The sequence below is a fragment of the Sphingomonas sp. Leaf22 genome (genome assembly GCF_001421715.1).
In the GTDB taxonomy this organism is placed as follows: Bacteria; Pseudomonadota; Alphaproteobacteria; order Sphingomonadales; family Sphingomonadaceae; genus Sphingomonas.
Window position 1 is genome coordinate 410,239 of sequence record NZ_LMKP01000012.1, and the last position, 17,643, is coordinate 427,881.

The 17,643-nt window shown below is 69.8% G+C and carries 22 protein-coding genes; 19 read left to right on the top strand and 3 right to left on the bottom strand.

Annotated elements, in window-relative coordinates; translation table 11 throughout:
* The first annotated feature begins 164 nt into the window (after positions 1–164).
* The gene (locus tag ASE70_RS08610; RefSeq protein ID WP_056503454.1) at positions 165–1,292 is read left to right on the top strand and encodes a phage portal protein; all 1,128 of its coding nucleotides are present in this window, start codon (positions 165–167) and stop codon (positions 1,290–1,292) included.
* 6 nt (positions 1,293–1,298) lie between these two features.
* Here the strand turns inward: ASE70_RS08610 and ASE70_RS19585 are convergent, their stop codons facing one another.
* On the bottom strand, positions 1,299–1,448 hold the full coding sequence (locus ASE70_RS19585) for a hypothetical protein (RefSeq protein ID WP_156347491.1): 150 nt from the start codon (positions 1,446–1,448) through the stop codon (positions 1,299–1,301).
* Positions 1,449–1,484: 36 nt separating this feature from the next.
* On the opposite strand from ASE70_RS19585, the gene ASE70_RS08615 reads away from it, so the two are divergent.
* The 17 genes from ASE70_RS08615 (at position 1,485) to ASE70_RS08695 (ending at position 14,551) form a co-directional block, all read left to right on the top strand.
* Positions 1,485–1,793 carry a DUF6127 family protein gene (locus ASE70_RS08615; protein ID WP_056000993.1) on the top strand — a complete coding sequence of 103 codons (309 nt, stop codon included), beginning with the start codon at positions 1,485–1,487 and terminating at the stop codon, positions 1,791–1,793.
* Positions 1,781–2,158: an HK97 family phage prohead protease gene (locus ASE70_RS08620; protein WP_200925610.1), complete on the top strand. Its 378-nt coding sequence runs from the start codon at positions 1,781–1,783 to the stop codon at positions 2,156–2,158. The genes ASE70_RS08615 and ASE70_RS08620 overlap by 13 nt, the downstream gene beginning before the upstream one ends.
* A gap of 77 nt (positions 2,159–2,235) precedes the next feature.
* Positions 2,236–3,267: a phage major capsid protein gene (locus ASE70_RS08625; protein ID WP_056503604.1), complete on the top strand. Its 1,032-nt coding sequence runs from the start codon at positions 2,236–2,238 to the stop codon at positions 3,265–3,267.
* A 54-nt stretch (positions 3,268–3,321) separates the two neighbouring features.
* On the top strand, positions 3,322–3,816 hold the full coding sequence (locus ASE70_RS08630; protein WP_056402271.1) for a hypothetical protein: 495 nt from the start codon (positions 3,322–3,324) through the stop codon (positions 3,814–3,816).
* Entirely contained in the window at positions 3,813–4,016 is a 204-nt protein-coding gene (locus ASE70_RS08635) for a hypothetical protein (protein ID WP_056503458.1), read from the top strand. The genes ASE70_RS08630 and ASE70_RS08635 overlap by 4 nt, the downstream gene beginning before the upstream one ends.
* Complete coding sequence (gene gp17 / locus ASE70_RS08640; RefSeq protein WP_056503609.1) at positions 4,013–4,393, top strand: tail completion protein gp17; 381 nt, start codon at positions 4,013–4,015, stop codon at positions 4,391–4,393. The genes ASE70_RS08635 and gp17 overlap by 4 nt, the downstream gene beginning before the upstream one ends.
* 212 nt (positions 4,394–4,605) lie before the next feature.
* Entirely contained in the window at positions 4,606–5,013 is a 408-nt protein-coding gene (locus ASE70_RS08645) for a phage major tail protein, TP901-1 family (protein WP_056503460.1), read from the top strand.
* Complete coding sequence (locus ASE70_RS08650) at positions 5,010–5,321, top strand: GTA-gp10 family protein (RefSeq protein ID WP_056503462.1); 312 nt, start codon at positions 5,010–5,012, stop codon at positions 5,319–5,321. Before ASE70_RS08645 ends, ASE70_RS08650 begins: the two co-directional genes overlap by 4 nt.
* Positions 5,318–5,509: a phage tail assembly chaperone gene (locus ASE70_RS08655; protein WP_056503465.1), complete on the top strand. Its 192-nt coding sequence runs from the start codon at positions 5,318–5,320 to the stop codon at positions 5,507–5,509. The genes ASE70_RS08650 and ASE70_RS08655 overlap by 4 nt, the downstream gene beginning before the upstream one ends.
* Positions 5,502–6,053 (top strand): hypothetical protein, encoded by a 552-nt coding sequence (locus tag ASE70_RS08660; protein WP_056503467.1) that lies wholly within the window; start codon positions 5,502–5,504, stop codon positions 6,051–6,053. Before ASE70_RS08655 ends, ASE70_RS08660 begins: the two co-directional genes overlap by 8 nt.
* 1 nt (position 6,054) lies before the next feature.
* Positions 6,055–8,343, top strand: a complete 2,289-nt coding sequence (locus ASE70_RS08665; RefSeq protein WP_056503469.1) for a DUF2460 domain-containing protein — start codon at positions 6,055–6,057, stop codon at positions 8,341–8,343.
* Positions 8,340–9,122, top strand: a complete 783-nt coding sequence (locus tag ASE70_RS08670) for a DUF2163 domain-containing protein (protein ID WP_056503472.1) — start codon at positions 8,340–8,342, stop codon at positions 9,120–9,122. Before ASE70_RS08665 ends, ASE70_RS08670 begins: the two co-directional genes overlap by 4 nt.
* A complete protein-coding gene (locus tag ASE70_RS08675) occupies positions 9,119–9,478 on the top strand; it encodes a hypothetical protein (RefSeq protein ID WP_056503476.1) in 360 nt (119 codons plus the stop codon). Before ASE70_RS08670 ends, ASE70_RS08675 begins: the two co-directional genes overlap by 4 nt.
* Positions 9,479–9,487: 9 nt before the next feature.
* Positions 9,488–11,602 (top strand): phage tail protein, encoded by a 2,115-nt coding sequence (locus ASE70_RS08680; RefSeq protein ID WP_056503478.1) that lies wholly within the window; start codon positions 9,488–9,490, stop codon positions 11,600–11,602.
* Positions 11,602–12,102, top strand: a complete 501-nt coding sequence (locus ASE70_RS08685; protein WP_235512379.1) for a DUF2793 domain-containing protein — start codon at positions 11,602–11,604, stop codon at positions 12,100–12,102. Before ASE70_RS08680 ends, ASE70_RS08685 begins: the two co-directional genes overlap by 1 nt.
* Before the next feature lie 107 nt (positions 12,103–12,209).
* The gene (locus tag ASE70_RS08690) at positions 12,210–13,331 is read left to right on the top strand and encodes an OmpA family protein (protein ID WP_056402241.1); all 1,122 of its coding nucleotides are present in this window, start codon (positions 12,210–12,212) and stop codon (positions 13,329–13,331) included.
* Between the two features lie 410 nt (positions 13,332–13,741).
* A complete protein-coding gene (locus tag ASE70_RS08695; protein WP_056402240.1) occupies positions 13,742–14,551 on the top strand; it encodes an APH(3')-I family aminoglycoside O-phosphotransferase in 810 nt (269 codons plus the stop codon).
* Between the two features lie 7 nt (positions 14,552–14,558).
* Here the strand turns inward: ASE70_RS08695 and ygfZ are convergent, their stop codons facing one another.
* The gene (gene ygfZ / locus ASE70_RS08700) at positions 14,559–15,290 is read right to left on the bottom strand and encodes a CAF17-like 4Fe-4S cluster assembly/insertion protein YgfZ (protein ID WP_056503481.1); all 732 of its coding nucleotides are present in this window, start codon (positions 15,288–15,290) and stop codon (positions 14,559–14,561) included.
* Positions 15,291–15,335: 45 nt separating this feature from the next.
* Here ygfZ and ASE70_RS08705 point away from each other — a divergent pair, with 45 nt between their 5' ends.
* Positions 15,336–16,667: a dihydroorotase gene (locus ASE70_RS08705; protein WP_056402232.1), complete on the top strand. Its 1,332-nt coding sequence runs from the start codon at positions 15,336–15,338 to the stop codon at positions 16,665–16,667.
* A 141-nt stretch (positions 16,668–16,808) separates the two neighbouring features.
* Here the strand turns inward: ASE70_RS08705 and ASE70_RS08710 are convergent, their stop codons facing one another.
* Entirely contained in the window at positions 16,809–17,534 is a 726-nt protein-coding gene (locus ASE70_RS08710; protein WP_056402228.1) for a DUF1134 domain-containing protein, read from the bottom strand.
* Positions 17,535–17,643 lie beyond the last annotated feature (109 nt).

The following is a 17,643-nucleotide window of genomic DNA, read 5'->3' on the forward strand; positions in this document are numbered from 1 at the left end:
GGCCGGTTCAGTGTCGGCATGAGCGAGCCTTTGGCTCGCGCGCTGCGCGCCTACCCCTCTCCCAGCTTCGACTAGGCCTTTGCTTCGCAAAGACCAAGTCTGCGCATCCCTCTCCCCTTGGCAGGGGAGAGGGAGGCATCGGTTTCGGTTTCAGGAGAATCGACATGAAATGGTTCGGACGCAGGTCCGGGCGCGATGGGTCGCGTCCGGTATTGGCGCGAGGCGGCGCCGGTGCGGTGCTGTGGCGCGAGGGGAGCGGGCCGGCGGCGGGGGGATGGGCGCAGGGCTATGAGGCGCAGGTGCGCGCGGCGTATCTGGGCAATCCCATCGCGCAGCGCGCGGTGCGGCTGGTGGCCGAGGGGGTCGCGTCGATGCCGGTCGTGGGCGATGCGCGGGCGGTGGCGCTGGTCGCGGCGCGATCGGCGGGGCAGGAATTGCTGGAGAGCGTGGGGGCGCAGCTGCTGCTGCACGGCAATGCCTATATCCAGTTGATCGAGGACGGGGCGGGCGGGATCGGTGAGCTGTATGCGCTGCGCCCCGAGCGGGTGACCGTCGAGGCGGATGCGGCGGGATGGCCGGTCGCGTATCGGTATCGGGTGGGCGACCGCGTGACGCGGATCGCGGCCGAGGACGGCGCGGGGCGGCCGGCGGTGGTGCATATTCGCGGTTTCCACCCGCTCGACGATCATTATGGGCTGGGGTGTCTGGGTGCGGCGACAGGCGCGGTGGCGATCCATAACGAGGCGGCACGGTGGAACAAGGCACTGCTCGACAATGCCGCGCGGCCGTCGGGGGCGCTGGTCCATGATCCGGGCGATGGCGGGGTGTTGTCGGGCGAACAATATGACCGGCTGCGCGCGCAGATGGACGACGCCTTTGCCGGGGCGGCCAATGCCGGGCGGCCGATGCTGCTCGACGGGGGCCTCAAATGGCAGGCGATGAGCCTGACGCCCGCGGACATGGATTTCGTCGGGTTGAAGGCACAGGCGGCGCGCGAGATCGCGCTGGCGTTCGGGGTGCCGCCGATGCTGCTCGGGCTGCCCGGCGACAATACGTTTGCGAATTATCGCGAGGCGAACCGGGCGCTGTGGCGGCAGACGATCGTGCCCTTGGGCGAGCGGGTGCTGGGTGCCTTGGGGCAGGCGATCGACGGGTGGATCGGGAGCGGGGCGCTGCGCGTCGATCTCGACCGGGTGGTCGCGCTTAGCGACGAGCGCGACCAGTTGTGGGCGCGGGTGGCGGGGGCGGATTTCCTGACGCCGGAGGAGAAGCGGACGCTCGTGGGGTTGTGACCGGCCCTAGCGGGGCAGGTCACACGTCATGGTCAGGCGGTCGAAACTGCCGCCGGCCTGGGTGCAACGTTTCCCCTTCAGCACGGGCAGCGCGAAGGTGAAGGCGAGGAGGGCCGCGCCGAAGGCGGCGAGGATGATGCGCAGGCGGGGTCTCACCGACACGCCGCTAGCACAGATGGCAGGAGACAGGCGATGGGCGACGGGGTGCTGCTGGCGCAGCTGATGGGACAGGCGGCGGGCGACGGGGCCGACCTGCAGACGCTGCGGGCGATCGCGGAGGAGGCGGGCGAGCTGGGCGCGAGCCGGGCGATGGCGCGGATCGGGCTGTCGGATGCGGCGGCGGCGGGCGATGTGCAGGAACTGCGCGAGCTGTTGAAGGCGTGGCGCGATGCCAAGCGATCGGCGGTGCGCGCGGCGCTGGCATGGGTGATGCGAATGGTGTTCGCGCTGCTGCTGGTCGGGATCGCGGTGAAGAGCGGGTGGCCCGAATGGGCGCGGTGAGGTTCGCAGGGTACGCCGCGATCTTCGGGCGGGCCGACCGGGGCGGCGATGTGGTGCTGCCCGGCGCGCTGACGGCGGTCGGGCGGGTGCCGCTGCTGTGGCAGCATCGGGGCGAGCCGATCGGGACGGTCGAGCTGGCGGGCGAGGACGCGCGGGGCCTGCGGGTGATCGGTCGGATCGAGGCAGGCGAGGCGGCGCGGCTGGTAGGCTGTGGGGCGGTGACCGGGCTGTCGTTCGGCTATCGCGCGACGCAGGTGCGGCAGGGGGCGTGGCGGACGATCGCGGCGGCGGAGCTGGTCGAGGTCAGTGTGGTCGCGCAGCCGATGCAGCCACTGGCGCGGATTCATGCCGTCGAGGACGGGTGAAGCTGCGGTTTCACGATCATTTTTCAACCGAAGGGGTGTCGCAGGTGCGGCGCCCCTTTTTGCATGGGGAAGACGGTATGACGATCGATACGCTGGTGGGAAGCTTTTCGGGTGTGGGTGTCGGTGGCAGCCGGCCGATGCTGAGCGGGGCCGCGCCGGGGGGTGGCTTCGGTGCGTTCGTGCGCAGCGGGTCCGAGGTCGAGACCAAGGCGGTGGCGGGGACCAGCGATGCGGCGGGCGGGGTGGGGGTCCCGCGCGAGATCGATGCGATGATCGGCGCGACGCTGAAGACTGCCAGCCCGATCCGCCGCATCGCGCAGGTGGTGAGCGTCGGCACGGCGGGCTATCGCAAGCTGGTGACCAGCGGCGGCACGCCGTCGGGCTGGGCGAGCGAGGGCGGCGCGCGGCCGGAAACGGCGACGCCGACCTTCAACGAGATCGCACCGCCGATGGGCGAGCTGTACGCCAATCGGGCGGCGAGCCAGGCGATGTTGGATGACGCTGCGTTCGATGTCGAGCAATGGCTGGCGGGCGAGATCGCGAGCGAGTTCGCTCGGGCCGAGGGGCAGGCGTTCGTCAGCGGCAATGGCGTGGGGCGGCCGCGCGGGTTCCTGAGCGGGCCGACCGCCGTGACCGGCGATGCGACGCGGGCGTTCGGGACGATGCAATATCTGGCGAGCGGGGCGGCGGCGGACTTTGGCGCCGAGCCGGAGAACCGGCTGATCGATCTGGTCCAGGCGCTGCGCGGAGCATATCGGCAGGGCGCGACCTTCGTGATGAATGCGCAGACGGCGGCGCGCATCCGCAAGTTCAAGAGTGCCGAGGGCGCGTTCCTGTGGATGCCGGGGCTGGCGGCGGGGCAGCCCGATACGCTGCTGGGCTATCCGGTGGTCGAGGCGGAGGACATGCCGGACATCGCGGCGGGCAGTTTCCCGATCGCGTTCGGCAATTTCAAGGCGGGGTATCTGATCACCGAGCGCGCCGAGACGCAGATCCTGCGCGATCCCTATTCGAACAAGCCGTTCGTCCACTTCTACGCGACCAAGCGCGTCGGCGGGGCGGTGGTCAATTCGGAGGCGATCAAGCTGCTCAAGATCGCGGCGGCGTGATCGAGCGGGGCGGAGCGATCCTCCGCCCCTGCTTCCTCGAACTGGGAGAATATCATGAGCGCAGCGCCTTTTCCGGCGGCGGCGATCGCGGGGGTGCGCGCGGCGGCGCGGGACTATCTGCGGATCACGGGCAGTGCCGAGGATGCGGTGATCGATCGGCTGGCGGCGACCGCGCTGGCGCTGGCCGAGGCCTATACCGGGACCGCGATCCTCGCGCGGCCGCACGAGGCGATGATGGCGGCGAGCGGCGAGTGGCGGGCGTTGCCGGTGGGACCGGTCAGCGCGATCGTCGCGGTCGCGCCGGTCACGGCGATCGATATCGATGCCGACGGGACGGGTTGGGTGCGGATGGCGGCGGCCAGCCCGGTGCACTTCACCGCCGGGATTGCGGCGAATTGGGAGGCGGTACCGGCGGCGGTCGCGCAAGGGGTGGTGGTGCTGGTCGCGCACCTGTTCGATCAGCGGACGGCGAGTGGCGCGCCCCCGGCAGCGGTCGGGGCGCTGTGGCGGCCGTGGCGGCGGATGCAACTGACCGGGGCGCGGCGATGAGGGCGGCGCTGGTGCGGGGCACGGCGGTGGCCGAGCAGCGAGCGGCCGAGATGCGGGCGCGGGTGGTGGCAACAGCGGCGGCGGTGCCGGGAGTGCGGGCCGAAGCGGTCGACGACGCGGTGGTGCTGTCGGGCAAGGGGCTGACGCGCCGGACGATCGTCGATCCGCGGTTGCAGGATATCGCGGGGTGGGGGCGATGATCGCGGGGACGCTGTTGCAGGCGATGCTGGTCGCTCGGCTGCGGGGCGTGCTGACCGGAGCGAGCGTGTTCGATGCGCCGCCGGTGCGTGCCGCGCGGCCCTTTGTCGTGGTCGACATGCCGGTGCTGTCGGATTGGGGAACCAAGGACGCCGCCGGGCGCGAGGGGCGGGTGGTCGTGCAGCTGTTCGACGATGGCGAGGTGCCGGTGCGGCTGCGGACGCTGGCGGCTGCGGCGGAAGGGGCGGTGCTGGCCGCGCCTGCGGCTCTGGCGGGGTGGCGGATCGTCAGTCTGGTGTTCGTGCGCAGCCGGGTGGTGCGCGACGGCAAGGGCTGGATCGGGTCGGTCGAGTTTCGGGTGCGGATGCTGGCGGGGTGAGGGGAATGGCTTTTCCGCACGGTCGTACCCCGGCGTAGGCCGGGGTCCAGTTGCGGCACGGTTCTGAAGACAAAGCAGCGTCCCCCAACCGGGCCCCGGCCTTCGCCGGGGTACGAGTGGAGGAAAGGTGGCGCCGGTGGCTCTGGATCCCCGCCTTCGCGGGGATACGCCGGAGGCGGGGCGGCGAGCATCATCAACATCGGGAGAATGACATGGCGGCAGAGAAGGGGAGTGCGTTCCTGCTGAAGATCGGGAACGGGGCGGTGCCGGTGGCCTATGCGACGGTCGCGGGGCTGCGCACGACGCAGTTGAGCGTCAATGGCGAGGCGGTGGCAATCACCAGCAAGGATTCGGGCGGGTGGCGCGAATTGCTGTCGGGCGCGGGCGTGCGGTCGGTCAGCGTGTCGGGGGCGGGGGTGTTCACCGGTTCGGTGGCGGAGGTCCGGCTGCGGAGCAACGCGCTGGCCGGCTCGATCGACGACTATCGGCTGACGTTCGAGGGAGGCGAGACGATGACCGGGCGGTTCCTCGTCACGCGGCTCGACTATGCCGGCGATTATAATGGCGAGCGCAATTACACGCTGGCGCTCGAATCCTCCGGCCCGGTGGTGTCGGCATGAGCGGCGCGGCGAACGCGGCGCGTGGCGAGGCGAGCCTGCGCGTGCGGGGTGAGACGCTGGTGCTGCGGCCCAGTTTCGCGGCGCTGGTCGCGGCGGAGGGCGAGGTCGGGTCGCTGTTCGCGCTGGTCGAGCGGGCGGCGGCGGGGCGGCTGACGCTGGCCGAACTGGTGGCGCTGCTGTGGCATTGCCTGCGCGATCCGGTGGCGATGTCGCGCGAGGAGTTTGCGGAAGGCGTGACGGCGGCCGGGATCGCGGCGGCGACGCCGGCGCTCAAAATGCTGATCGCGCAGATACTGGGCGGGCGGTGAGTTTTGCCGAGGGCGCGGCGCGGGCGGCCGGGCTGGCGGGGGTGGCGTTCGGGTGGTGCCCGGACGCGTTTTGGGCGGCGACGCCCGCCGAACTGGGGGCGCTGGTGCAGGTGGTGCGGGGCGATGCGCCCGCCCCCTGCGACCGCGCGACGATCGACACGCTGAAGGAGCGTTTTCCCGATGGATGAGGAAATCGAACGGCTGATCGTGCGCGTGCGCGCCGATACCGCCGGGTTTGCGAGCGACGTGGCGGCGATGCAGGCCAGTCTGGACGGGCCGTTTGCCGGTGGGGTCGAGCGGGCGGGGCGGGCGATCGAGACCGCGCTGGGCCGCGCGATCCGTACCGGCAAGCTCGATCTGGATGGCCTGCGCGACACGGCGCTGAAAATGCTGGCGGAGATCGCGGCGGCGGCGGTGCTGGGTTCGGGCGGTGGCGGCGGTGGCGTGGCGGGTGGGATCGCCGGCGTGCTGGGGGCGCTGGTGAGCGGCGCGCCGGGGCGGGCGACCGGCGGACCGGTCAGCCCGGCGCGACCGTATCTGGTGGGGGAGCGCGGGCCGGAACTGTTCGTGCCGACCAGCAGCGGACAGGTGGTGGCGATGCAGGGCGGGCCTGCGCGCGAGGTGCGGGTGGCGATCACGGTGAATGCGCCTGGGCAGGATGCGCCGCGCGCGCTGCAACAATCGAGCCGGCAGGTCGCGCGCGCGGTGCGCGCCGCGCTGATGGAGGCGTGAGATGGGGCATTGGCTGGCCGATAAACGGACGGTGCAGGAAGAGGGCGTATTGACGCGGTTCGATCCGGTGTACTGGACCGTCGATTTTCCGCGACCGATGATGGCGTCGGTGGTGACGACCGCGCCGGATGCGCTGCGGGTGACATGCGTATTCTATCGGCGCGACGATCTGGCGGGGCTGATCTGGGCGTCGGAGGATCGGCACGACCATGTGTTGCTGCGCTACGCGACGTCGCGTGATTATCGCGACTGCCGGTTGCGGTTTCGCTGGCGCTCGGGAGGAGTCCGGCCGCTCGATGCGACCCATGGGCCGGTGCTGACGATCGAGGGGCGCGATGCCGGGGGTGTCGCGCGCGCCTGGTATGTACGGCTGTGGAACTATGCCACGGGTACACCCGACGATGCGGAGATCGCGATCGATTTCGCGAATGTCGTCGGCGGGTACCGGTTGCCCGACGATGCCGTGCCGGTATGGGCGGGCGATGTCGACCGCATGTTCGTGTCGCTGGTGCCGCCGGACTATGATGCGGGGGACGGGTTTCTCAGCAGCCCGGCGGAGGGCTGGGTCGAGCTGTCGGCGATCCGGTGCGACGGGCCGGGATCGGTGCTGGCGATCGGCGAGGTCGTGGTGCCCGAACATGGGCTGCGCATCGCGAGCGGGTATGACGATAGCTATCACCTGACGCCCGCGCGGTTGCTGCACAATGCGCTGCGGCTGGGGTATCGTGGTGCCCTCGTCCATTATGTGGGCATGAGCCATTATTTCCGGCTCGAACGGTCGGGGAACGGGCTGTTCGTGTCGCTGGCCGGGGGCGTGCTGAACGGCCCTTGCGTGGCGTGGCATCGCGACTTCGCGGCGCGTGCCGACGCGCTGGGCTATGATGTGATCTGGTCGCTTAGTTACGAGGTGTTCGACGCGCATTGCTGGGGCGACTGGAAACAGCGGGCGAGCGACGGGTCGCCAGCGCTGACCGGATGGGTGCCGCCATCGACATTGCTGTCGCCAGCGCATGGCGGGGCGATGGCGTATTTGCAGGCGGTGGCGCGGGCGTTCGTCGGGATCGCGCGCGCGGCGGGGGGCAAGGGGCGGTTTCAGGTCGGCGAACCATGGTGGTGGGTGACGACCGATCATCGCATCTGCCTGTACGATGCGGCGGCGAAGGCGGCGCTGGGCGGCAATCCGGTGGTGATCGAAGATGTGCGCGGCGAGTTGACCGTGGCGAAGCGGGCGGTGCTCGACCGGGCGGGGCAATTGCTGGCGGCATCGACGGCGGCTTTGGTCGCGGCGGCGCGCGGGGCGGGGGCGGAACAGGCGCTGTTGCTCGCCTATCTGCCGACGATCCTTGATGCCGCCAGTCCGCAGGTGAAGCGGGCCAATATGCCGGTCGGCTGGGCGAAGCCGGCGTTCGATGTGCTGCAACTGGAGGATTATGACTGGGCGGCGACCGGCAATGTCGGATTGACCGCGCGCGGGGTGAGCGCGGCGGGGGCACGGCTCGGCTATCCGGTCGATGAGCAGCATTATTTTTCGGGCTTCGTGCTGCGGCCCGAGGATCGTGGCCAGTGGCCGGCGATCACGGCGGCGGCGGAGGTCGCGCGCGGGCGCGCCGTGGCGGAGACGTTCGTCTGGGCGCTGCCGCAGGTGTTGCGCGACGGGTTCACCTATTTCGAGGAGGAGGGGGCGATGGAGGCGTATGATGACGTGCGCTTTCCGCTGGCGCTGGGCGCGCAGGCGGAGGTGATGCCGGAAACCTCGACCGCGATCGCGGTTGGGGCCGGGGGTGCCGAGGCGCGCAATGTTGATTGGGCCGAGCCGCGGACGCGCTATGATGTCGGGCCAGGGGTGCGGTCGGAGCGCGATGTGGCGGTGCTGCTCGATTTCTTTCGGGCACGGCTGGGGCCGGCGCGGGCGTTCCGGTTGCAGGATCCGTTCGATCACGCGACGGGGGTGCCGCCCGCGTTCGGCGACGTGGCGATCGGGACCGGCGACGGGGTGACGACGCGCTTCGCGCTGGTGAAGCGATACGGGGCGATGGTGCGGCGGATCACCCGGCCGGTGGCGGGCAGCGTGCGGGTCGGCGTCGGCGGGGTCGAGACGCAGGGCTTTGCGGTGGTCGCCGGCGGCTGGGTGCAGCTCGATGTCGCACCGGCGAGGGGTGTGGCGATAACGGCGGGGTTCGCGTTCGACGTGGCCGTACGCTTTGCCGAGGACCGGTTGCAGGTGGCGCGCGCGACCTTTGGCGCGGCGAGTGCCGCCAGCGTGCCGCTGATCGAGGTGCGCGAGCCATGAGCGCGGTGACGACGCTGACGTGGTGCTGGCGGATCGACCGGCGCGACGGGGTGACGATCGGGCTGACGGCGCATGACCGCGATCTGGTGGTCGATGGGCTGTCGTATCGCGCCGCGCCGGGGATGGTGCCGTCGGCGATCGTGCGCGACGATACGCTCGACGCACCGGTGATGGCGATCGAGGGGGCGCTGTCGCACGGCGCGATCGGGGCGCGGGATTTGCTGGCCGGCCGCTATGACGGCGCGCGGGTGGCGGTGTTCGCGGTCGATTGGGACGCGCCGGGCGTGCCGGTGCCGGTCGCGACCGGGCGGATCGGCGGGGTCGAGATGCGGCGCGGGAGTTTCTCGGCGGAGCTGCTGGGGGGTGAGGTGCGGCTGGATGCGCCGGTGGTCGAGGCGACGTCGCCGGGGTGCCGGGCGACGCTGGGGGATCGCAGGTGCCGGGTGGCGATGGCGGGGCGGCGGCGGATGGTGCGGGTGACGGCGCAGGAGGGCGCGCGGCTGTCGCTGGCGGGCGGGGCGGGGTTTGCGCGCGGGCGGCTGCGGTGGATCGGCGGTGCCAATGGCGGGCTGTCGGCGGTGATTCTTGCCGGGGATGGCGATGGCGTGACGCTGGAACTGCCGCCGCGCTTCGATGGGGTGGGGGCGCTGGTCGAGATCGCCGAGGGGTGCGACGGGACGCTGGCGACCTGTCGCGACCGGTTCGGCAATGTCGCGAATTTTCGGGGCGAGCCGTATCTGCCGGGGATCGACCTGCTGACGCGCTATCCGGGGGCATGAGCGCGCTCGAACGGGCGCGCAGCGTCGTGGGCGTGCGGTTCCGGCGGCAGGGTCGGGGCGAAGGCGGGTTCGACTGTGTCGGGCTGGTCGGCTGGGCGCATGGGGTCGACGTGCCGGCGGATTATCCCGGACGCAGCGGCGATGCGACGCGGGTCGCGGCGGTGCTGGCGGCGGCGGGGTTTCGGCGGGTCGATCGGGCGATGGCCGGCGACGTGCTGCTGCTGCTGAGCGGGCCGGGGCAGTTGCATCTGGGGCTGTCGACCGGGGGTGGCATCCTGCACGCCGATGCGGTGGCGCGGCGCGTGGTCGAGCGGCGCGACGTGCCGTGGCCGATCCTGAGCATCTGGCGGAAATAGGAGGGATATATGGCGACGGTGGTGCTGACCGTGGTGGGTGGCGCGATTGCGGGGCCGATCGGCGCGGCGCTGGGCGCGATGGCCGGGCGGGCGATCGACGACCAGCTGTTCGCCGGGCCGCCGCGCGAGGGGCCGCGGCTGCGCGAATTGCAGGTGCAGCTGTCGAGCTATGGCGCGGCGATCCCGAAGCTGTTCGGGACGATGCGGGTGGCGGGGACGGTGATCTGGGCGACCGACCTGCGCGAGGCGGGGACGACCAGTGGCAAGGGATCGTCGCGGGTGCGGCAATACAGCTATTCCGCGTCGTTCGCAGTGGCGCTGTCGGCACGGCCGATCCGGGGAATCGGGCGGATCTGGGCCGAGGGCAAGCTGTTGCGCGGGGCGGCGGGCGACTGGAAGACGCGGACCGGGTTCCGCTGGTATCCGGGGGATGAGGCGCAAGCGCCCGATCCGCTGATCGAGAGCATCGTCGGGATCGGCAACGCCCCGGCGCATCGTGGGCTGGCCTATGCCGTGTTCGAGGATCTGGCGCTGGCCGATTTCGGCAATCGGATTCCGTCGCTGACCTTCGAGGTCATGGCGGACGATGCGCCGGTACCGGTCGGGCGCATCGCCGAGGCGCTGGGCGATGGCGCGATCCGGGCGGAGACCGCCGGGCCGGTGCTGATCGGCTATGCCGCGAGCGGGGCGCGGGTGCGCGATGCGGTGGCGGCGCTGGTCGATCCGCTGGGCGGGTGGTATGCGCCCGACGGCGAGGGCACGCTGCTGCGGATCGGCGGCGGGCCGGTGCGAACGATCCGCGACGATGGCCCGGCAGGCGAAGCGCCCGAATGGCGGCGGCCGCCGACGACCCCGAGCGACGTCGCCATCGCCTATCACGATGTCGCGCGCGATTATCAGGCGGGCGTGCAGCAGGTGCTGCGGCCCGGCGGTGCGCGGAGCATGCTGCGGGTCGAGTTGCCGGCGGTGCTGGATGCGGCGGGTGCGGCGAAAATCGCGGGCGATATCGCCGCGCGCGCGGTGCTGGCGGGGGAGGTGCGGACGGTCGTGCTCGACTGGCGTGCGATCGATGTCGCACCGGGCGACCGGGTGACGATCGCGGGCGAGGCGGGATCGTGGCGGGTGCGACGGACCCGGATCGAGGCGATGCGGATGACCATCGAACTGGTGCGGATCGCGGCGGCGACCCTGCCGGCCCCGGCGGCGGTCGGGCAGCCGCGACTGGCGGCGGACGTGGTCGCGGGCCGGACGCGGCTGATGCTGGTCGAGCTGCCGGCCGACGCGGGCGACAGCGTGCCGGCGATTGCGGCGGCGGCGGCGGGAACGCAGGCGGGCTGGCGGCGGGCAATGTTGCTGACGGGCGACGATGCCGGTGGCTGGAGCGAGATCGGCGACAGCGCGGCACCGGCGGTGATCGGCACCGTCACCGTGCCGCCCGGACCGGCGAGTGCGCTGATCGAGGACCGGACGAATGGCGTCGAGGTCGCGTTGCTGCACGACGCGATGACGCTGACCGGGATCGATGCGGCGGCGATCGACCGTGGCGGCAATGCGGCGCTGATCGGCGACGAAATCGTGCAGTTCGCGCGGGCCGAGCGGATCGGGGCGGCACGCTGGCGGCTGTCGGGACTGTGGCGCGGTCGGCGTGGAACCGCGGCGGCGATGGCCGGGCACGTGGCGGGCGAGGCCTTCTTCCTGTTGGACGCAGCGACGCTGCGGCGGATCGACGAGCCTGTACCGGCGGTGGGACGAACGGTGACGGCGATGGCGGTGGGGATCGCCGCCGACGACGTCACCACCGCGACCATCGTTCCGGCAGGACGCGGGCTGGTGCCGCCCGCGCCGGTCCACCTGACGGCCGAGATGCGGGAGAATATGCTCGAATTGCGCTGGATACGGTGCGCGCGGGGTGTGGTGGCGTGGCGCGACGGCGTCGAGGTGCCGATCGGCGAGGAGCGCGAGGCGTATCGCGTCACGCTGGGCGGTACGCGGACCATCGAGATCGCCGAGCCGCTGCTGCGCGTCGCGCTGCCGACGATGCCGCTGACCATCGAGGTTCGCCAGATCGGCATTCATGGCCCGTCGGGCGCGGCGACGACAATCTATCGACCGGAGACGAGATGATGACCGAACAGACCAGCCGCCTGTCGCTGCCGCTGCTGCACGCCTCGCAGGCGCAGAAGGAAATGACGCACAACGAGGCGCTGACCCTGATCGACATGCTGTTGCATGGATGCGTCGCCGGGGTCGCGGAGGACACGCCGCCGACGAATGCGACGGTCGGAACCTGCTGGATCGTCGGGGCGATGCCGACCGGTGCATGGGCGGGGAAAGCGCGGCATCTCGCGGGGATGACGGCGGGCGGATGGCGGTTCGCAGGTCCGCGCGACGGCATGCGGCTCTGGTGGTCCGCCAGCGAAACGACCGTGGAGTTCCGCGGGGGTGCGTGGCGCATCGGCGACCTGCGCGGTACGCGATTGACGATCGACGGGGTGCCGGTGATTGGATCGCAACGCGCTGCCATCGCAGGCGCAGAGGGCGGTTCGGTCCGTGACGAAGAGGCGCGCAAGACGTTGTCGGCGGTGCTGGCGGCGCTGCGCGGGCATGGGCTGATCGCCACCTGATTCCGTTGTAATCGTGCAACACCGCAGATTTTGTGCGCTTGCGTGGAAACTAACGCTTCGATACTTGGTTTGCGCTGTCTGTAGGACAACTGTGAAAGGGGACTAGAATGCGGAAGCTTGCCGTCACATTGGCGCTCGCGACCACTGCGCTCGCAACTCCCGCCCTCGCCCGCGACAACGCGTGGTATGTGGGTGTGGAAGGCGGCGCAATGATCGTCGAAGATATCGACTATGATCTGACCACGCCGGCCGGTGGCGTTACCACCGTCGACAGCAACTATGGCTACGACGTCGGTGGCACCGTCGGTTACGATTTCGGTGCGCTGCGCATCGAAACCGAAGTTGCGTACAAGAGCGCAAGCGTCGACGAACTGCGTACCACCGGTTCGATCGCAACCGGCGCATCGACGTCGGTCGGCGCAGGCACGTATAGCGGCGGTGGCCGTACCTCGGCGCTGTCGTTCATGGCGAATGCCCTGCTCGACTTCGGCGATGACGATGCCATCAGCGGCTTCGTCGGTGGCGGTGCCGGTGTCGCGCGCGTCAAGGCGCACGATTATCGGGTGAACAACAACTTCGCGGCGCTCGATGATTCGGACACCGTGTTCGCATGGCAGGCTTTGGCGGGTATCCGTGCGCCGCTGAGCGAAAATGTCGATGTTTCGCTGAAGTATCGCTTCTTCAACGCCGATGACGTTCGCCTCGTGAACGTTCGTGGCGTCGGCTATGACGGTCGTTTCCGGTCGCACAGCCTGCTGGGTGGCCTGACCTTCAACTTCGGTGCGCCGACCCCGCCGCCGCCGGCTCCGCTGCCGCCGGAACCGGTTGCTCCGCCGCCGCCTGCTCCGGTGCCGGAACCGGTTGCGCCGGTCGTTACCTGCACCCCGGGACCGTACATCGTGTTCTTCGAATGGGATAAGTCGGACGTCACGCCGGAAGCGGCTGGCATTCTCGACAACGCCATCTCGAACTACCAGTCGTGCGGCAACGCCCAGGTGATGCTGGCAGGCTTCACCGACCGTTCGGGTTCGGCCCAGTACAACGTCGGTCTGTCGCAGCGTCGCGCTGATGCCGTCCGTGCGTACATGGAAGGCCGTGGCATCTCGGGTGGTACGATCTCGACCGAAGCGTTCGGTGAAGCGCGTCCGCGCGTCGAAACCGCCGATGGCGTCCGCGAACTGCAGAACCGTCGCGTGGAAATCACCTACGGTCCGGGTTCGGGCATGTAATTCAGCTTCTTCATCGAAGCAGAATTCTCGGAAGGGAGGTCGGGCAACCGGCCTCCCTTTTCGTTTGTGCGCCCTGGTTCGCGAGACCTTTGCGAACGTCCTTTATCGGTACCGGGAGAAGGCGTTGGCCCGCCAAGGTCGAACTCCATCACCTTTGGTTGCGCTTACCCTTCGCCGCCTTCAGCGTTTTTCCCTCGCCCGGCGGGAGAGGGAGGGAGTGGCGCAGCCGTGGAAAGGTGAGGGCGATCATATTCGATCGAAAGCGATTCCAAGGGGACGCCGGTACCCCACGAAAACGTCTTTCCGACTGGATCGAGGTCTCTGCCGGGGCGCAGCGGGGATCGGACTCGGTTCGGGACTTGCGCAAAGGTCTCGCCTGGCGAGGTACGGTCTGAATCAGGAGAGGGGCTATGGACGAGCGTGAAACCGCCTGCGCACCGGTCGAGGTGCCATCGGCGTTCGCCGCCGATGTCGCCGGCTATCGCTGGTCGCGGGACGGCGTCGGCGAGTCGGGGGCGACGATCTACCGGCTACACGGCAAAGCAGGCGTGCCCGAACGCTTCCTGAAACACGGCCATGGCACGGTTGCCGACGATATCGTCGATGAACTGGTCCGGTTACGCTGGCTGGCCGGCCGGATCGCGGTGCCGGCCCTCGTGCGTTGCGAGGCGACGGCCGATACGGCGTGGCTGTTGACGACGGCGCTGCCGGGACGCACGGCGTGGCAGATTCTCGACACCGAACCGGAGCGTGCCGACGAATTGGTCGATGCGCTGGTGGATTTCCTGCGGTCGTTCCATGCCATTCCGGTCAGCGACTGTCCGTTCGATAGCGGGCATGGCGTTCGACTTGCGGCGGCGCGTGCGCGGATCGATGCCGGGCTGGTCGACGAAGCCGATTTCGACGACGCGCGGCAGGGCTGGAGCGCCGGGCAGGTTTGGGACGCGATGGGGCGGTTGCTGCCGTTGTCGCCCGATGCGGTCGTGACCCATGGCGATTTCTCGCTCGACAATGTGCTGATCGACGGGGGGCGGGTGGTCGGCTGCATCGATTTAGGTCGGGTTGGGGTCGCGGATCGCTATCAGGATCTGGCGATCCTCGGCCATGGTCTGGACGAATTCGATGCGGCACTGACCCGGCGGATGTTCGACCGCTACGGCATCGCCAAGCCCGAGCAGCGCAAGATCGATTTTCATCTGCTGCTCGATGAACTGTTCTGACACGCGGTCAGGCCGGTTCGGCAAGGGCGGTGGCCAGCCAGTCGGGGCGGAGCGCCTCGCCGAGATCGTCGATCCGGCGATGTTCGACCGCCAGCCCGAGGGCTTCGTGGATGAAGCGGGTGCGCGGACCGGGGGTCACGGTCGGGACGACGACCAGCCGGCGGTTGACGGTCGAGCGATAGTTCATCCGCGCCGTATTTTCCTGTCCGACGTAGCAGCCCTTGGTAAAGCTGACCCCGTTCAGTTCGCGGGCGTTGCATTCGAGCCAGAGCGTCTGCCCGTCGCCCAGTTCGGCGCGGCCCTCGGTCACGCCATGGCGTAACCGATGCCCGGTCCAGCCGTGCGCCGGATCGCCCGGCGCGTTGATCCAGCGATAGCCGAGGCCGGCGAGCCGGGGATCGGGGATGCCGCGTCCGCCGCCGTACGACCAGTGCACGCCGGCATCGCTGCGCTCGATCGTTACCGTCCGTCGCAATCGGTACAGTGTCAGCCGTTTGGCGAGCGCATCGGCAGCGTCGGCTTCGCAATCGACGAGAATGGCGTCGTCGTCGGCCCACAGGAGGAAGTCGAACAGCACCTTGCCCTGCGCGCTCAGCAGCGCCGCCCATTGCGGGGTGTCGGGCGTGACCGCTGCCATGTCCTGCGTCACCAGCCCTTGTAGAAAGGGGCGTGCTTCGTCGCCCGCGATGCGCAGCACGGCGCGGTCGGCAAGCCAGGTTCCGGGGGTGGTAACGGTCATGGTCAACAGGTAGGACGGCCCACCCCCTGGCTACAAGAGGCGGCAATGGTGACCTTCGATACCAAGCTTACCGGTGGCACGGTCCACCTTCCCGGCGGCCCGGCGCGCGTCGATATCGGCATTACCGACGGCCGCATCGCCGGTATCGGTGTGGCGGGCGATGCCGGCGAGACGATCGACTGCACCGGGCTCGACATCCTGCCCGGCGTCATCGACACGCAGGTTCATTTCCGCGAGCCGGGACTGGAGCACAAGGAAGACCTTGCCAGCGGATCGATCGCGGCGGTGATGGGCGGGGTGACCGCGGTGTTCGAAATGCCGAACACCAAGCCGGCGACCGATACCGAGGAAGCGATCGCCGACAAGCTCGCCCGTGCAAAGGGGCGGATGTATTGCGATCACGCCTTCTATGTCGGGGCGACCGCGCGCAACGCGCATCATCTCGACGAACTGGAGCGGTTGCCGGGCACGGCCGGCGTCAAGATCTTCATGGGATCGTCGACCGGCGATTTGCTGGTGTCGGAGGATGACGATCTGCTGCGCGTGTTGCGATCGGGTCAGCGTCGCGTCGCGATCCATGCCGAGGACGAGATGCGGATGATCGCCCGCGAGGGCGAGCGGGTGAGCGGCGATCCGGCCTCGCACCCGGTGTGGCGCGACGACGAAAGCGCGCTGATCGCGACGACGCGCATCCTGCGGCTGGCGCGGGAAGCGGGGCGGCGGGTGCATGTGCTGCATGTGACGACGCCCGCCGAGCTGGAATTGCTGGGCGCGAACAAGGACATCGCGTCGTGCGAGGTAACGCCGCAGCATCTGACGCTTGCCGGAGAGGACGCCTATCCGCGGCTGGGCACCTATGCGCAGATGAACCCGCCGATCCGGTCGGGCGCGCATCGCGACGGGCTGTGGTTCTGGCTCAACCAGGGGGTGCCCGACGTGATCGGTTCGGACCATGCGCCGCATACGATCGAGGAAAAGGCGAAGCGTTATCCCGCGACGCCGAGCGGGATGCCGGGGGTGCAGACGCTGCTGCCGCTGTTGCTCAACCATGTCGCCGAAGGGCGGCTGATGCTGCCGCGGCTGATCGATCTCACCAGCGCCGGCGCGCAGCGGATTTTCGGGTTGGCGGGCAAGGGGCGGATCGCGTTCGGCTATGACGCCGATTTCACCGTCGTCGATCTGAAGCGGCGCTGGACGGTCGAGGAAAGCTGGCTGGCGTCGCGTGCCGGCTGGTCGCCGTTCACCGGCGATACGCTGACCGGGCGGCCGGTCGGGACCATCGTGCGCGGGCGGACCGCGATGTGGGAAGCGGAACTGGTCGGGGACGCGCTGGGCGCGCCGGTCCGGTTCGAATCGACCGCGTTTCGGGGCTGTTGAAGCGGGGAGGGCGATCGGGTCGGCGTCGCCCCGGACGTGATCCGGGGCGCTCCTGGTGGTTCCTCTACCCCGCGTCGTCGGTCGGGCTTTGCCCGCCGGCCGGGTTCGGGCGAGTCCGGCAGTTGCGGGCCGCCCTTTCCCTTAAAACGGCAGCCAACGCTGCTTTTCGCTGAACCGCATATAGCCGACATTCGCGCCGAGCCGCCAGCCGACGCCGAGGCGCACCGGAATCATGACCACATCGCCGCGCCGCAGGTAGCTCGCGGAAAAACCGCCGACGAAATAGGCGCGACCTTCGGCTGCCGGGAAGCGTTTGTACAGTTCCTGCGAATCATAGAGGTTGTAGACCAGCACGAAGACCTTGGTCGCATCGCCACCGACGTCGAACCCGACCGACGGTCCGGTCCAATAGACCGGGCGCTGCCCTTCGACGCGGTGGTTCATGATCCCCGAGCCATAGCGCAGGCCGACGACGAACGCGCCCGCCGCTTCGCGTCCGGCGATATAGGCGTTGGGCTTGCCCTGATCCTTCAAGATGTTTTCGAGGATGCCGGCCAGCCCCTCGGCACCGCGGCCGAACACGCCCTCCGCCGCACCGATCAGGTCGTCGCGTTCGAACGTGTCGTTGGCGGTGCTGGTCGCGGTGCTGCTGGGCGGGGTCTGGCTGACCGGCGGCTGGTCCTGCGCGGGCTGGACCGGTTCCTGCCGATAGGCCGGCAGCACGTCGCTGCGCGGCGTCGGCTGCGGTTGCGGCGCGGGTGCCAGATCGCCGTCGATCGCGTCATTGGGGTCGACGGTGCGCACCTGTGCGTGGGCAGGGATCGCTATCAACAACAGCGGTGCCATCCACCCGATCAACCGTTTCATCACGCTACTCCCCGCATGCAAGCCCGTCGGCGTACGATAGCGGCCAAGCGCCTGTCCCTGCAATGAACGCGCGTTCGATCGGCCGTCAATTACGTTCAACGTAGGAGTT

Excerpts from the sequence above, each read along its gene's own strand:
- ASE70_RS08645 (WP_056503460.1), top strand. The coding sequence starts at position 4,606 with ATGGCGGCAGAGAAGGGGAGTGCGTTCCTGCTGAAGATCGGGAACGGG.
- gp17 (WP_056503609.1), top strand. The coding sequence starts at position 4,013 with ATGATCGCGGGGACGCTGTTGCAGGCGATGCTGGTCGCTCGGCTGCGG.
- ASE70_RS08690 (WP_056402241.1), top strand. The coding sequence starts at position 12,210 with ATGCGGAAGCTTGCCGTCACATTGGCGCTCGCGACCACTGCGCTCGCA.
- ASE70_RS08705 (WP_056402232.1), top strand. The coding sequence starts at position 15,336 with ATGGTGACCTTCGATACCAAGCTTACCGGTGGCACGGTCCACCTTCCC.
- ASE70_RS08680 (WP_056503478.1), top strand. The coding sequence starts at position 9,488 with ATGGCGACGGTGGTGCTGACCGTGGTGGGTGGCGCGATTGCGGGGCCG.
- ASE70_RS08610 (WP_056503454.1), top strand. The coding sequence starts at position 165 with ATGAAATGGTTCGGACGCAGGTCCGGGCGCGATGGGTCGCGTCCGGTA.
- ASE70_RS08630 (WP_056402271.1), top strand. The coding sequence starts at position 3,322 with ATGAGCGCAGCGCCTTTTCCGGCGGCGGCGATCGCGGGGGTGCGCGCG.
- ASE70_RS08635 (WP_056503458.1), top strand. The coding sequence starts at position 3,813 with ATGAGGGCGGCGCTGGTGCGGGGCACGGCGGTGGCCGAGCAGCGAGCG.
- ASE70_RS08665 (WP_056503469.1), top strand. The coding sequence starts at position 6,055 with ATGGGGCATTGGCTGGCCGATAAACGGACGGTGCAGGAAGAGGGCGTA.
- ASE70_RS08620 (WP_200925610.1), top strand. The coding sequence starts at position 1,781 with ATGGGCGCGGTGAGGTTCGCAGGGTACGCCGCGATCTTCGGGCGGGCC.
- ygfZ (WP_056503481.1), bottom strand. The coding sequence starts at position 15,290 with ATGACCGTTACCACCCCCGGAACCTGGCTTGCCGACCGCGCCGTGCTG.
- ASE70_RS08670 (WP_056503472.1), top strand. The coding sequence starts at position 8,340 with ATGAGCGCGGTGACGACGCTGACGTGGTGCTGGCGGATCGACCGGCGC.
- ASE70_RS08650 (WP_056503462.1), top strand. The coding sequence starts at position 5,010 with ATGAGCGGCGCGGCGAACGCGGCGCGTGGCGAGGCGAGCCTGCGCGTG.
- ASE70_RS08695 (WP_056402240.1), top strand. The coding sequence starts at position 13,742 with ATGGACGAGCGTGAAACCGCCTGCGCACCGGTCGAGGTGCCATCGGCG.
- ASE70_RS08710 (WP_056402228.1), bottom strand. The coding sequence starts at position 17,534 with ATGAAACGGTTGATCGGGTGGATGGCACCGCTGTTGTTGATAGCGATC.
- ASE70_RS08675 (WP_056503476.1), top strand. The coding sequence starts at position 9,119 with ATGAGCGCGCTCGAACGGGCGCGCAGCGTCGTGGGCGTGCGGTTCCGG.
- ASE70_RS08625 (WP_056503604.1), top strand. The coding sequence starts at position 2,236 with ATGACGATCGATACGCTGGTGGGAAGCTTTTCGGGTGTGGGTGTCGGT.
- ASE70_RS08660 (WP_056503467.1), top strand. The coding sequence starts at position 5,502 with ATGGATGAGGAAATCGAACGGCTGATCGTGCGCGTGCGCGCCGATACC.
- ASE70_RS08685 (WP_235512379.1), top strand. The coding sequence starts at position 11,602 with ATGACCGAACAGACCAGCCGCCTGTCGCTGCCGCTGCTGCACGCCTCG.
- ASE70_RS08615 (WP_056000993.1), top strand. The coding sequence starts at position 1,485 with ATGGGCGACGGGGTGCTGCTGGCGCAGCTGATGGGACAGGCGGCGGGC.